The sequence below is a fragment of the Sediminicola sp. 1XM1-17 genome (assembly GCF_037203765.1).
Taxonomy (GTDB): Bacteria; Bacteroidota; Bacteroidia; order Flavobacteriales; family Flavobacteriaceae; genus Sediminicola.
The window spans coordinates 156,396-169,392 of sequence record NZ_JBBCAS010000005.1; the positions used below are offsets into that span (position 1 = coordinate 156,396).

General features: G+C 44.2%; 14 protein-coding genes. 12 read left to right on the forward strand and 2 right to left on the reverse strand.

All coding sequences use genetic code 11. The features are described from left to right. Window positions 1–350: 350 nt before the first annotated feature. Complete coding sequence (locus tag WAA86_RS09190; protein ID WP_337300709.1) at window positions 351–1,355, forward strand: NAD(P)-dependent alcohol dehydrogenase; 1,005 nt, start codon at window positions 351–353, stop codon at window positions 1,353–1,355. 100 nt (window positions 1,356–1,455) lie between these two features. After that, window positions 1,456–1,719: a hypothetical protein gene (locus WAA86_RS09195; protein WP_337300710.1), complete on the forward strand. Its 264-nt coding sequence runs from the start codon at window positions 1,456–1,458 to the stop codon at window positions 1,717–1,719. A gap of 196 nt (window positions 1,720–1,915) precedes the next feature. Here WAA86_RS09195 and WAA86_RS09200 read toward each other — a convergent pair whose 3' ends face one another. Together WAA86_RS09200 and WAA86_RS09205 are read right to left on the reverse strand one after the other, a co-directional pair. Beyond that, window positions 1,916–2,500 carry a porin family protein gene (locus tag WAA86_RS09200; protein ID WP_337300711.1) on the reverse strand — a complete coding sequence of 195 codons (585 nt, stop codon included), beginning with the start codon at window positions 2,498–2,500 and terminating at the stop codon, window positions 1,916–1,918. Between the two features lie 231 nt (window positions 2,501–2,731). Then, a complete protein-coding gene (locus tag WAA86_RS09205; protein WP_337300712.1) occupies window positions 2,732–3,280 on the reverse strand; it encodes a hypothetical protein in 549 nt (182 codons plus the stop codon). A 358-nt stretch (window positions 3,281–3,638) separates the two neighbouring features. Here WAA86_RS09205 and WAA86_RS09210 point away from each other — a divergent pair, with 358 nt between their 5' ends. The 10 genes from WAA86_RS09210 to WAA86_RS09255 all read left to right on the forward strand — a co-directional run bounded on the left by WAA86_RS09210 (window position 3,639) and on the right by WAA86_RS09255 (window position 12,984). Further along, window positions 3,639–4,100: an SRPBCC family protein gene (locus WAA86_RS09210; RefSeq protein ID WP_337300713.1), complete on the forward strand. Its 462-nt coding sequence runs from the start codon at window positions 3,639–3,641 to the stop codon at window positions 4,098–4,100. Window positions 4,101–4,251: 151 nt separating this feature from the next. Further along, window positions 4,252–4,671, forward strand: coding sequence for a hypothetical protein (locus WAA86_RS09215; RefSeq protein WP_337300714.1), 420 nt, complete (start codon window positions 4,252–4,254; stop codon window positions 4,669–4,671). Window positions 4,672–4,720: 49 nt separating this feature from the next. Next, window positions 4,721–5,275 (forward strand): VanZ family protein, encoded by a 555-nt coding sequence (locus WAA86_RS09220; RefSeq protein WP_337300715.1) that lies wholly within the window; start codon window positions 4,721–4,723, stop codon window positions 5,273–5,275. 109 nt (window positions 5,276–5,384) lie between these two features. Beyond that, entirely contained in the window at window positions 5,385–7,211 is a 1,827-nt protein-coding gene (locus WAA86_RS09225; RefSeq protein WP_337300716.1) for a DUF885 domain-containing protein, read from the forward strand. Between the two features lie 82 nt (window positions 7,212–7,293). Further along, window positions 7,294–7,560, forward strand: coding sequence for a zinc ribbon domain-containing protein (locus WAA86_RS09230; RefSeq protein ID WP_337300717.1), 267 nt, complete (start codon window positions 7,294–7,296; stop codon window positions 7,558–7,560). 39 nt (window positions 7,561–7,599) lie between these two features. Beyond that, window positions 7,600–8,484: a hypothetical protein gene (locus WAA86_RS09235; protein WP_337300718.1), complete on the forward strand. Its 885-nt coding sequence runs from the start codon at window positions 7,600–7,602 to the stop codon at window positions 8,482–8,484. Window positions 8,485–8,489: 5 nt separating this feature from the next. Continuing rightward, window positions 8,490–9,032, forward strand: a complete 543-nt coding sequence (locus WAA86_RS09240) for a DUF4287 domain-containing protein (RefSeq protein WP_337300719.1) — start codon at window positions 8,490–8,492, stop codon at window positions 9,030–9,032. Window positions 9,033–9,088: 56 nt separating this feature from the next. Further along, on the forward strand, window positions 9,089–10,015 hold the full coding sequence (locus tag WAA86_RS09245) for a TolB family protein (RefSeq protein ID WP_337300720.1): 927 nt from the start codon (window positions 9,089–9,091) through the stop codon (window positions 10,013–10,015). Window positions 10,016–10,061: 46 nt separating this feature from the next. Then, window positions 10,062–10,520: an FKBP-type peptidyl-prolyl cis-trans isomerase gene (locus tag WAA86_RS09250; protein WP_337300721.1), complete on the forward strand. Its 459-nt coding sequence runs from the start codon at window positions 10,062–10,064 to the stop codon at window positions 10,518–10,520. Between the two features lie 283 nt (window positions 10,521–10,803). Beyond that, window positions 10,804–12,984 carry an amino acid permease gene (locus tag WAA86_RS09255; protein ID WP_337300722.1) on the forward strand — a complete coding sequence of 727 codons (2,181 nt, stop codon included), beginning with the start codon at window positions 10,804–10,806 and terminating at the stop codon, window positions 12,982–12,984. Window positions 12,985–12,997 lie beyond the last annotated feature (13 nt).

Below are 12,997 nucleotides of genomic sequence, written 5' to 3' on the forward strand. Positions count from 1 at the left end.
ATTCAGTTTTCCGTTGGCATACCTTTTAACATGAAATCCTGGAAGTATTACTTCCATTGATCAACGGTTAAGTTGGATATCCTTGAAGCGCCATCGGGGTATTTTTAAAAAATAACACAACTAATGGGACCAGGATTATCAGGTCTTTAGACCGCTCTCTAGAAACACAGCGTACTTAAAATGAAAAGGTGTCCGATACTGCGGAAAACCCAATTAAGACCTATTTAAAGATTTTGTACATTTAACACAACTTCCTGTTAGCGAGTGTGGTACCTTAACGGGATGGAAAGTTTCGAAACGATTTATCGTGTTACATCAGAATATTCCAACGCCATGTTGTTTTAGGATTTATGAAAGCGTATCAAATTAAAAACTACGGATCGCCCAATAAGGTGCTGATGCTCACAGAAATTGCAAGACCCCAACCCAAAAACACCGAGGTCCTGATCAAAGTCCGCGCCACAACCATCAATGATTACGATTGGTGCATTACCAAAGGAAAGCCCCTTGCCTATCGCCTGCTCTTTGGAATCTTTGGTCCCAAGAAAAAAATGATGATTCCGGGAATGGAGGTATCTGGTATTGTGGAGCAGGTTGGCCACGATGTTTCCAAGTTCCAAGTGGGCGATGCCGTTTACGGGGATATCTCACAATATGGATTTGGCAGCTTTGCTGAATTTCTTTGTATAGATGAAAAGGCACTTAGCCAAAAACCAGATGGGATGGGTTTTGAAGAGGCATCCAGTATTCCACACGCCTCAATGCTTGCCCTACAAGCCCTAAGGGATGTGGGACAATTACAAGATGACCAGAAAATCTTGATCAATGGTGGCGGTGGCGGTATAGGTTCGTTTGGCGTTCAACTTGCAAAACTTTACAACGCAGAAGTTACCGGAGTAGACACCGGTGAAAAATTGAACGCCATGAAAATTCAGGGGTTTGATCATGTAATCGACTACAAAAAAGTAGATTTTACCAAAAGAAATGAGCAGTACGACCTCATACTTGATTGCAAGACCAATAGATCGCTCTGGACGTTTCTAAAAGTTCTTCGGCCCAAAGGGAAATATGTTACCATAGGCGGCAGATCTGGCAATCTGTTACAAATGCTTTTTATGAACCCCTTACTAAAATTATTGAGCAAGAAACGCATGCATCTGGTCATGTTAAACCCCAATAGCGACTTGGAGTATATCAATGGACTTTATAAGGATAACAAGCTAAAATGTATAATTGATGGTCCCTATACTTTTGACAAGATACCTTGGGCCGTGCAACGGTTTGGGGACGGGCTGCACCATGGCAAAATTGTTATATCAGTAAACCAAAAAACAGGCCAAGGATCGCACAATTGATTTAAGTGATATGCCTTTGAGCGGCTTTTATGCAATATCTAAGGCACTATTCAGTTCCTCTTTTATAAGCATACTTATAAAATAGAAACCTTATAGTGATATGGGAATAATTATCAAAGAAAAAAAACACTATCTAACCCGATTTCCAATCGGGTTGTTCATTATTATCCTGATAGGGTTGGCCCCTATGATCATAGGAGCTATTGGGCTTATTATGACCGATGGCTTCGGTCATGGCGGCGACAACTATTGGATGGCATTTCATTGGTACGTATATTTTACGGTACCCGTGGCCGGGATTCTTTTTCTGATCTATTCCCTGATCATTGTAATAGACACTATTGCCCTTTGGCTAAGGAATTAAGGAGGAAAAGCAGCAAAAGACAAATTCTTTTCATGCCATGGTTGCAAATCGTGTGGTTTTCCACTGTGATGTCTGCCACCGTATTTGGGTGTGCAATACATTTGTTCCATGAAGGATAAAAAAAAATGTCGCCCACAAGAACTGGGCGACATTGAACAATGGCAAATTGTTTGACTAATATAAACTGTAGGTTAATTTAGGATTTGTGTTTGAACAAATAAAAGATGCCTACTTGAAATCCTCTGTTGTAATTTTTGGAAGCATCATCTTCATTGATATTGCTTAGTCCCAAGTTATAACGTGCGTCTACTCCAAAACCGGATGGAGGGTGCACATAACTGGCACCAACACTAAATCCAAAATCGATAGTATTGAATGAATCATCAAGATCTACGGTTACACCATCGGCTTTGGCTTTTGCACTGGTTAAAAATCCAATTTGTGGTCCTGCTTGAATTCTAAAACCATTGTCGTACATATACTGGAAAAGAACAGGCACATTAATATAATCCAGAGATATTTTTACGTCTCCACTGCCATCATTGGCTTTTGCCCCTTGGGTAGAATATACGATCTCAGGCTGTAGACCAAACCTCTCTGATAAATGGATATGGCCCAAAAGTCCAACATTGTACCCTAATTTACCATCAATGTCCTCGGTGTCATCACCGCCAATGGTATAGGAATTCAGTCCCCCTTTGATACCAATGTTTACCGCTTGGGCATTTAAAGCACTGCCCGCTACTACTAAAAATGCAAAAATTGCAAGATACTTTCTCATACGTTAAAATTTAGATTAATGATTAGCTTAACTATTATTCGAGCGCTAAATTACAATTGGGGCCATTTGTTGATTTCTGTCAAGAATAAATTTTTAACCCAAATGAAAAAACTTAAAAGTACCTGCTGACCCCAGTGTGGGCTCTATTACCTTAAAACCAGGGGAATAAGTGTGAAACAAAAAAAAGTCCTGATCAGATCAGGACTTTTAAACTAATATCGTTAGACTTTTCTAGTTTTTCTTATAGACTTTAACTTCCACTTGCTTGGTATCATTATTATAGTATTCTACCACAAAATAACCATTGGCATTGAAATGGCCAATACCGGCATGTGTTTCTCCATCTACAATATAGTAGCCTTCATTACTGGAAACCCAAGAATTTCCAATGGCTACAGATTCCTCATTTTCTGGGGTAAAAGTCATACCAAAGCCCTGTTTGTTGGGAGAGAAAGCATAGTTACCACCTTCGGAAACATAAAAAGTTTCTTTATTTAAAAAATTATATCCGTTGGCATCACCATTGTCCACATACACCTCTTTTTCAACTTTGGCAGTCGATTCTACGCGACTCTGGTCAATTTTGTCCTTGTCGTTTTCATCCAACTCCACATTGGCCGTTGATTTGGTCACTACCTTTACACTTTTCTTTGAAACCTTGTCCCCATGGTTGGTCTTAACCGTTTTTACTTCGGTCTCCTTTTTAACTTCTGTCGGCTCTACCTGTGCCAATAGCGTTCCCGATAAAATAAATGCTGCAATTAAAAATAAATTTTTCATCTGTTTGTTCTTTAAAGTTATATGTCTTTATGGTTTTTAAATGTCACGCCACAAATTTCGGCATTGACCTCAGCTTTTGCGTTACATGATTTTGATGAAGAATTATATAATTCACATATGGCCAGATACTTGCCCATTGAATATGTTGTAGTGTTGATGTCATTAGAAACTCACAAATTAAAAAGAGAGCCATGAAGATAAAGCCATGGCAAGTCCTATAAATGTAGAAGGAATATAGAAGCTCATATATAAAATGAAAAGATTTGGCCTTTCCTGGAAAGCAGAAATTAAAATGGCCGCAACTGCTGACCATTTGGTAAAAATCAGTACAATTTCTTACCTTTAATCGGTCAACCAAATGACAAACAACACCGCCATGAACAAACAACCCAGAGATATTCCCGTAATTGTAGAACAGCTATATAACGTCCCTGTAAATGCACTGTGGGACGCCATAACCCAAGTGGACCAGATGAAACAATGGTTCTTTGACAATATCCCGGATTTTAAACCAGAGGTTGGCTTCCAAACCACATTTGTAGTGGATGCGGGCGAACGCAACTATACCCACCAATGGAAAATTTTAAAGGCCGTGCCCAACAAAAAAATTACCTACGATTGGACTTATGCCGAATGTGAGGGTGAAGGTGTGGTGACCTTTGAACTTTTCGATGAAGGGACTAAAAGTTCCCTCCGACTTACCAGTGTAGGACTGGAAACCTTCCCCGATGACCTGCCAGAATTTACCCGAGAAAGTGGTGAAGCCGGATGGGATTACTTTATCCGTCAAAACCTAAAGAAATATCTGGACGGTAAATAGTCTTGCCCTAATTGTCCCATTCTTTTCTTGTAGCATCATCCCTTACACTCCACAACGATCTGTAGAAAAGCGAAATATTGTACCTTTATGAGAGCAACGGCTGTTCCTTGAACAGAAATAGCTCCTTTGTTTAATATTAACAAACCTCACCATGTTACGCCAATTAAAACAGATTTTTATCGGAGCTTTGGTCGGACTGGTCTCGGGAGCCCTCATTTTGGGGTTGGGCGGACGTATGGTAATGAGACTTATAGCCATTCTTGGTGATTTGCAAGGTGGTTTTAGCTGGGACGGCTCCATGGAAGTTATTGCTCTGGGAATGCTCATTGGTCTTATTTCTGGAACTATTTTCGCCTTGGTGCTACAATTTGGACACAAAAAAAGGCCTTGGACAGGTCTGGTGTACGGTATATTGGTATTTGGGAGTATCCTCATCTTGCCCATTGGTGGCAAAGGGGCAGCTGCAGGTTTTCCAAAGCTGGTGTACGCCATATATCTCTTATTCGGTTTCTTGTTCCTACTTTTCGGCTGGACCATGGCCACCTTGTTTGATCGTTGGGGCCATAAATAGAAAATAGCATAAAACGGCATATCAAAATAAGAATGGCTATCTTAAGGCTATGGGACACTTTAGATCTTCGCGTGAAAAAAAACTTTGGCTGTGGGCCTTGGTGGTCCTTTTGGGAATTTACGCCACCCTCCTGATTGGCAAGCCCATGATAGACCATATGCGGCAGAGTGGCGTAACCATTATCGGCTTCTTGGCCGTGATGTTCCTTGTAGCCCTTACGGTAGTCCTCCACGGACTCAAAGTAAAAATGGGGAGGACCGAAATTGTCGTATGGATAGGCATAGCGGCCGTTTATATCATGGTACTCCTGCGGATCACCGTTCTGGAGGAACGCAGTCACCTCATGGAATACAGTGTCTTGGCAGTACTCATCCACGAAGCCCTTTTGGAGCGCAACATCCATGGGGGAACGGTCCGTTTTCCGGCCCTGCTAGCCATTGGCCTCACCATTATTTTTGGGACTATCGACGAAGGCATTCAGTTTTTTCTGCCCCACCGGGTTTTCGATATCCAAGATATCACCTTCAACTCCATGGCTGCCATAATGGCCATGGGCTCCAGCAAGGCCCTGACCTGGGCCCGGAAAAAGATAAGAAAATCCTGATCTCACGCCATTGGAACAAACTCCTGCGCCCGCAAAAATTTGTGGCCTTGTTTTAACTTCCCATCAAAATCGATATATTTAAAGACCAAACCAAATAGCCAATAGCAACATGAGAATACCCTCCATTGCCCTTTTGCTGTGTATCGTCCTCACAGTATCTTGTAAAGAACAAAAACCAACCCCACCACGTGACGATTCGGCTTCCTTGGACAGCCTGTTCCAAGAGTACTACCAGTTCAAGCTGCGCATCAACCCCATTGAAGCCAGTAAGGGAGGGGAAAACAAATACAACGACCATATTGCCAATTATATTTCCGATCCTTATCAGCAGGATCTTCTCAGCAACTATAGCCAATTTTTAGAGGCCTCCATTAAGTACGATTCTACTGCCGTCTCCCCAGCACAATGGATGAGCCTCAAGGTCATGCAGTGGGACTGTAAGATAAAATTGGAGGGACTCAACAACAGAATGGTGACCATTGCGTCCCCCATTTACGATATGCCCAGTTTTGAGCTGATGCCCCTGGCACAGATCTCCTCCCTTCAATTGTATGTGGCACAATTGGCTGCGGGAAAAAGTGTACAGCCCTTCCATACCGTACAGGATTACGACAATTGGCTGAGACGGGTAGACGACTATCTGGTATTTTTGGATACCTGCATGGTAAAAATGGAGAAAGGAATGAAAAAGGGCATCGTCTTGCCCAAGGTTCTCACAAAAAAGATGATCCCACAATTGGAGCCTTTTATCACTGCCCCCGTAAAGGACCATTTGTTTTATACCCCCATTGCCCTGATGCCCAACGATTTTCCCGAAGTGGAGCGCGAGCGACTCACCACGGCATATTCCAGCATGATCACGGACAAACTAAAACCCAAATACAGTGCCCTACAACAATTCTTGAACAACAAATACCTGCCCGCCTGTAGGGAAACCTCGGGCTTGGGAGCCCTACCGAACGGGCCGGAAACCTATAATTACCTTATAAAATACCATACCACCACCAATATGACCGTGGATGAGATCCACGAATTGGGAAAGAGCGAGGTTACCCGTATCCTCATTGAAATGGAAAAAGCCAAGAAAAAAATTGGTTTCCAAGGGGATATCAAGGCCTTTTTTGACCATATCCGATCTAGGAAAGACCAAATGCCCTTTACCCAACCTGAGGAGGTGATTGCCAATTTCAACAGCATCAAGGACAAGATCGGACTTAGACTGAACGAGGTCTTCGATATTAGTCCCAAGGCCGATTTTGAGGTGAGGCGCACCGAAGCCTTTCGCGAAGCTTCGGCCAGTGCAGAATACGTTCCCGGTAGTAAGGACGCTACCAGGGCCGGTATTTTTTATGTGCCCATCCCAGAGGTGGCCTCCTATAACAAATATGCCGACGAGGCCCTATTTTTACACGAGGCCATCCCAGGACATCACTACCAACTGTCCCTACAACAAGAAAATAAGCAGCTGCCAGAATTTCTTCATCCGGAGAGCATGGGGGTATTTGTGGAAGGATGGGCCCTGTACGCAGAATCCTTGGGCAATGAACTGGGGCTTTATGACGATCCGATCCAATATTTCGGAATGCTGAGCATGGAAATGCACCGGGCAATCCGTCTGGTAGTAGATACCGGGATCCATGGCAAAGGATGGACCAGGGAACAGGCCATCCAGTATTCCCTGGAAAACGAAGCCGAATCCGAAGATGCCGTAATAGCTGAGATAGAACGTTATATGGCCACGCCGGGACAGGCCTTGTCCTACAAGATAGGCCAACTGAAGATCAGGGAACTTAGGACTAGGGCAGAATCGGTCCTGGGAGAAGGTTTTGACGTCAAGGAATTCCATAACCAGGTACTGAACTCCGGGAGTTTGCCCCTGGTACTTTTGGAAGAGAAGATCAATACTTGGATAAAAAACGGGGGCAAGAAAAGTTGATCCCCTTTGGCAGGGTTCTAAAATTTTCAATTGCGATTCAGCTGAAAATCCGTAACTTAAGGGTGATTTTTTAATCCCCTGAATGATGAAAACATACAAGAATTGTCAGAGTTGCGGTATGCCGATTCGCAAGGACCCCAAAAAGGGCGGTTCCAATGCGGACGGCTCCAGAAATTTAATGTACTGCAGCTACTGTTTTGAGGATGGCGCTTTTAACCAACCCGACTTTACGGTGGACGACATGAAAAAATATTGTGTGGGCAAAATGAAGGAGATGGGCTTTCCAGGCATGGTAGCACGACTCTTCGCTGCCGGCCTCCCCAGATTGGAACGCTGGAAAAACAAATAGCACTGATCAATAGTAGTTGATTAATAAATCTTACTTGCTATGAATATTAAGTCCTTGAAAATAGTCATATCCTTTTTCCTGATCTTCATAGTCACTCAGGTATACCCCCAATCCTACGATATCTATGTGAGCGATGCGGGGAATTTTGACAAGCCGCCATGGCAGATCCTAAAATTCGATCAGGACGGGAAAAACGCTACTATTTTTATTGATACCCATTTGAACTGGCCCCAGGACATTCTTTTTTTGGAAGAAAGCAATACAGTCTTGATCTCCAATCTGGGCAGTGGCAACATTACAGAACACCATGCCACCACCGGTGCCTATATTTCTGATTTCGCCCAGGATATTTCCGGTCCCACCCGGACAAAAATTGGGCCTGACGGACTTTTATATGTACTACAATGGACAGGGAACGGTACCGTATTGCGTTTTGATCTGGAAGGAAAAAATTTGGGTGAGTTCACCAAGGTGGGCGTACCCCAAAGCATAGGCTTGGATTGGGACGCACAGGGCAACCTCTATGTTTCTTCCTACAAGGAGAAAACCGTTCGAAAATTTGATGCCGAAGGCAATGATATGGGGATATTTATCGACTCCAATCTGGTGGGACCAACGAATATATGGTTCGATTTCAATGGGGACCTATTGGTGTCCGATTACAACGGCACCGCCATCAAACGCTTCGATGCCAAAGGGAACTACAAAAATGAATTCATTACCGGATTGAAGAATTCCGAGGGCATCGCTTATACCCCGGAAGGCCATATCCTCGTTGGTAACGGCCATACCCACTCCGTAAAATTATTTGACAAAAACGGATCTTATATCAAAGACATTATCGCCAATGGCTCGGGCAAGCTGCTCACCCCAAATGCTGTGGTGATCAGGCCCAAGGAACAGGAAGCATCACTTAAAAATTAAAAACGATGGACAAAGCGCTACAGACCATGATTGACAATATGCCCGAAAAAACGGGCAAATCCCTACAGGAATGGAAAAAACTACTCAAGGCCAAAGCCTATGCCAAACATTCCGAAGCCATGAATTTTTTAAAAAAGGAACACGGGGTCACCCATGGCTTTGCCAATACCATAGTACTCCTGTCCAAGGACGAAGGGGATTCTCCAGAGGATTTGGTCGCCACCCAGTACCAGGGGAAGGAATCTCTCCTCCCGATCTATGAAAAGCTTATAGCCACGGTCAAAAAATTTGGTTCCGATGTGGTCATCACTCCCAAAAAAAGCACGGTCAGCCTGATTCGAAAAAAACAATTCGCCCTGATAAAACCGGCCACCAAAACAAGGATAGACCTTGGATTGAAACTGGTGGGCAAAGAAGAGACGGACCGCTTGGGCAACTCCGGTCCCTTTGGCAGCATGTGCACCCACCGGGTACAGCTCACCGAAAGCAGTGAAGTGGACGAGCAGCTCGAAGGCTGGCTGAAAGAAGCCTATGAAAAGGCAACCTAACACCAAAATCCTTCAAAACCTTAACTCTTCTCTACTATATATCAAATCGAGGCCATATGAAAATTACACCTTTAATCATCAGCATCGCCATCACCACAATATTATGGTCCTGTAAGGCCAAAAACACCCACCAAGCAATTTCCAAAACACGCTCGGAGCCTATCGGCACCATAGCTTTTACCAGTAGCAGGGATGGGAATGCGGAAGTATATTCCATGAATGCCGATGGAAGCCAATTAAAAAATTGGACCAATAACCCTGCCTTGGAATATGGATCTTCCTGGTCCCCCGATGGCAAACAGTTGGCCACCTATTCCAAACGCGATGGAAATACCGAAATATACCTCATCAATAGTGATGGTTCGGAACCCATCCGCCTGACCAACGATCCATCCGATGACGTTCTTCCGGTCATATCCCCAAATGGGAAGGAAATTGCCTTTATGAGCAATAGAAACTCCAGCAAAAGGAACCTGTACCTGATGAACATGGACGGTACCAATATCAGGACCCTTACCCTAAACGAACATTACGAAGAGAGTCCGTCCTGGTCCCCTGATGGATCCAAAATCCTGTTCACCAGAGAACTCAGGGACCCCAATGAAAAGGGACATGCGGGGAATGGAGAAATATTTGTGATGGACAAAGATGGCAGTAACCTAAAACAACTGACCAATAAAGAAGGATTCGATTCCGGTGCTGTCTTTTCCCCTAATGGAAAACAAATAGCTTTTTATGGCCTTGAGAACGATAAATGGGATTTATTTGTGATGGATGCCAATGGCGAAAACCTGTACAACCTAACCCAAGATTCCACGGAATGCTATTCCCCCTCTTGGTCACCCGACGGTAAATGGCTGGCCTATACCGGAGGGAGTTCTGAAAACTACGATATCTGGATCATTCATTTGGACAGCAAGGAACGCAGGCGGCTGACGACCACGAAAGAAAGGGACGAACATCCTTCATGGAGCGCAAATTAGCATGGGGTATTTTGCTATATTTGTGCCTTCAAAAAAAGCGCTCCCTATGAAATATTCCTTCTTGGCCTTGGTCTTTACCATCCTTACCTCCTGTGATTCCGATAAAAAATCGGAGAACATCGATTACGTTGCCAAAAACGAACAGGATATTGCCGCCTATATCGCCGAGAACAATCTGGAGGCCCAAAGAAGTGATTCCGGTTTGTACTATGTGATTGATAAGGAAGGAACAGGAGCACAACCAACGGCGACCTCCAATGTAACGGTAGCCTATAAAGGATACTACCTCAGCGGAAGGGTATTTGACCAGAGTGATGCCGAAGGAATTTCTTTCGGCCTGAATCAGGTCATCAAAGGCTGGACGGAAGGCATCCCTTATTTTAAGGAAGGTGGCAATGGTATCCTCTTGGTGCCTGCACATTTAGGCTATGGCAACTACGACTATCGAGGCATTCCCGGTGGTTCCGTGCTAATTTTTGAAGTAAGCCTCATTTCCGTCAATTAATTACCGCCTCCCTATTCGCTGACCCGAAGACCATTATTTGGGTGCGCCCATATTTCTAACACGGCCATAAACCTTTTTGGCTGTGTACTTTACATTAAAAAATTACTTAACTTTAAGAGAAGTAACCCATCGACCTTGTTGCGTAGACGGCTGTACGTGTGTATATCCTTCTGCCCTCCCCAAAATATCAAGGTCCGTAACCAACCGTGGGATCCAAAGGCCATATGGAACCAACCCTTTGGCGACCCCTATAAACTGACTTAATTTCAGTAATTAAAAACTGATGATGACCAAAAATACCTTCGGAACCTTCGCTGGCGTTTTTACGCCCACAACCCTTACCATCCTTGGGGTCATCATGTACATCCGTCAGCCATGGGTTGTTGGTAATGCCGGTGTGTTAGGGGCTGTTGCCATTGTTCTGTTGGCAGTGGCCATAACCCTGACCACGGCCCTGAGCCTTTCTTCCATTACCACCAATGTGCGTATAGGCAGTGGGGGTGCCTTTAGCCTGATCTCCCAATCCTTGGGTCTGGAAATTGGTGGTGCCATAGGGATCCCCTTCTATTTTGCCCAATCCATAGCAGTGGCCATGTATATTTTTGGTTTTCGGGAAGGCCTGCAGACCCTTGTCCCTGGGGCCAATCCCATCATTCTGGATGTCCTTATTTTTGCCCTGGTCATGGGCATCGCCTTTATCAGCACAAGTTTTGCTTTTAAGATTCAATATGTCATTCTGGGGATCATTGTGCTCTCCCTCATCTCCATTTATGGTTCCCTGTTCGTGAACGAACTGAATTTCAATTATGAATGGTTCGGGACCTATCCAGGTTCTATAGAAAATGATTTTGGGGGATCTTCCTTTTGGATTGTATTTGCGGTCTTTTTCCCTGCCGTAACTGGGGTCATGGCCGGGGCAAATATGTCGGGAGACCTTACCAATCCACGTAAGAGTATACCCTTGGGGACCATTTCCTCGGTGATCATCACTACGGTAATATACATAAGTTTGATCTTTGTTGCCGCCATGATCGCCACACCGGAAGAATTGGCAAAAAACTACAACGTTTTTATAGACAAGGCGCTATTTGGCCCCATAGTCCTTGCCGGACTCTTGGGAGCCACCCTTTCCTCTGCCCTTGGCTCTTTTGTAGGAGCACCAAGGATATTATTGGCCCTGGGCGAAAAGAATATCCTGCCCAAAAGTCAGAAATTGGCCAAGCTCTCCAAAAAAGGGGAACCGGTAACCGCCATGTTGGTGACCGCTTTTATTGTACTGTTCGGGATTTCCCTGCGGAACCTGAATACCATTGCCCCCTTGCTCACCATGTTCTTTATGATCACCTATGCCATGGTGAACGTGGTAGCGCTGGTAGAGCAGACCTTGGGACTGCCCAGTTATAGGCCCACCTTAAAAATACCCTTGATCATTCCGGCCATTGGGGCCTTTGGTTCCATCGCCATCATGTTTATCCTAAACGTGCTGGTAGCCTTGTTTTCCTTGATCTTTATCCTGATCTTTTACATGTATTTGGTGCGGATGAACATTAAATCTGCTGCAGGCGATTCCAGAAGTGGCCTTTTCACCGCCTTGGCCGAATGGGCCACCAAAAAGACCAACGCCCTAAGACCGCAGCGGGAAGTAAGGTCATGGCGTCCGGACCTGCTGATTCCCATGACGATGACCAAGGAGCTCAGGAGTTCCTACAAACTTATCCACTCCATTATCTACCCCAAGGGATCCATTAAAATATTGGCCCTGAGGAACGAAAATGAAACGGAACAAAGAAATATAGAGAGCTTTCTTAGAAATGCCATTCAGAAATTTAAGGAAAATGAACTGTCGGCCTCGTTTACCGTGATAGACAATACCGATTTCAATACCACCATCAATGTGAGCATGCAATCCCTGAACGCCGCATTTTTTAAACCCAACATCGTATTTGTTAGCGTGGACTCCTTGGGAACCAATTTCTCTTATTATGACCGACTCCTTTTGGACGCCAAAAAGAACAGTTTTGGAACCATTATCTATATCCCATTTTCCACGGCCAGTTTGGCCATTGAAAAGAGCATCAATCTATGGATGACCAACATTCCCATTGATTGGAAGGAAACCTTTAGTGTAAGGAACAACAACCTTTCTACCCTGATAGCCCTATTGATCCGCAGGAACTGGAAGGGGTCCATTGAAGTAAACATTTTGAACAACAACCCCAATATGACCATCACACCCTCCGATATTGAAGATTTGAGGACTATGGTCCGTTTTCCCAAGCATACCAATATCTCCATTAGACAAGGAGATCTTTTGGAAAATGTAAAAAAAGAGCGCAATACCGATGTGAACATTTTTAGTATTGAGAATGGAATGGACATAGAGACCATGGTAAGCATGGTGAACCAGTCCCGGATCTCCGCCATCTTCTGCGCGGATTCGGAATTTGAAAATGTACTGGTCTAACCTATTTATGCCT

Bases quoted from the DNA above. Each gene is read 5' to 3' on its own strand.
- WAA86_RS09190 (WP_337300709.1), top strand. From the start codon at position 351: ATGAAAGCGTATCAAATTAAAAACTACGGATCGCCCAATAAGGTGCTG.
- WAA86_RS09195 (WP_337300710.1), top strand. From the start codon at position 1,456: ATGGGAATAATTATCAAAGAAAAAAAACACTATCTAACCCGATTTCCA.
- WAA86_RS09200 (WP_337300711.1), bottom strand. From the start codon at position 2,500: ATGAGAAAGTATCTTGCAATTTTTGCATTTTTAGTAGTAGCGGGCAGT.
- WAA86_RS09205 (WP_337300712.1), bottom strand. From the start codon at position 3,280: ATGAAAAATTTATTTTTAATTGCAGCATTTATTTTATCGGGAACGCTA.
- WAA86_RS09210 (WP_337300713.1), top strand. From the start codon at position 3,639: ATGACAAACAACACCGCCATGAACAAACAACCCAGAGATATTCCCGTA.
- WAA86_RS09215 (WP_337300714.1), top strand. From the start codon at position 4,252: ATGTTACGCCAATTAAAACAGATTTTTATCGGAGCTTTGGTCGGACTG.
- WAA86_RS09220 (WP_337300715.1), top strand. From the start codon at position 4,721: ATGGGACACTTTAGATCTTCGCGTGAAAAAAAACTTTGGCTGTGGGCC.
- WAA86_RS09225 (WP_337300716.1), top strand. From the start codon at position 5,385: ATGAGAATACCCTCCATTGCCCTTTTGCTGTGTATCGTCCTCACAGTA.
- WAA86_RS09230 (WP_337300717.1), top strand. From the start codon at position 7,294: ATGATGAAAACATACAAGAATTGTCAGAGTTGCGGTATGCCGATTCGC.
- WAA86_RS09235 (WP_337300718.1), top strand. From the start codon at position 7,600: ATGAATATTAAGTCCTTGAAAATAGTCATATCCTTTTTCCTGATCTTC.
- WAA86_RS09240 (WP_337300719.1), top strand. From the start codon at position 8,490: ATGGACAAAGCGCTACAGACCATGATTGACAATATGCCCGAAAAAACG.
- WAA86_RS09245 (WP_337300720.1), top strand. From the start codon at position 9,089: ATGAAAATTACACCTTTAATCATCAGCATCGCCATCACCACAATATTA.
- WAA86_RS09250 (WP_337300721.1), top strand. From the start codon at position 10,062: ATGAAATATTCCTTCTTGGCCTTGGTCTTTACCATCCTTACCTCCTGT.
- WAA86_RS09255 (WP_337300722.1), top strand. From the start codon at position 10,804: ATGATGACCAAAAATACCTTCGGAACCTTCGCTGGCGTTTTTACGCCC.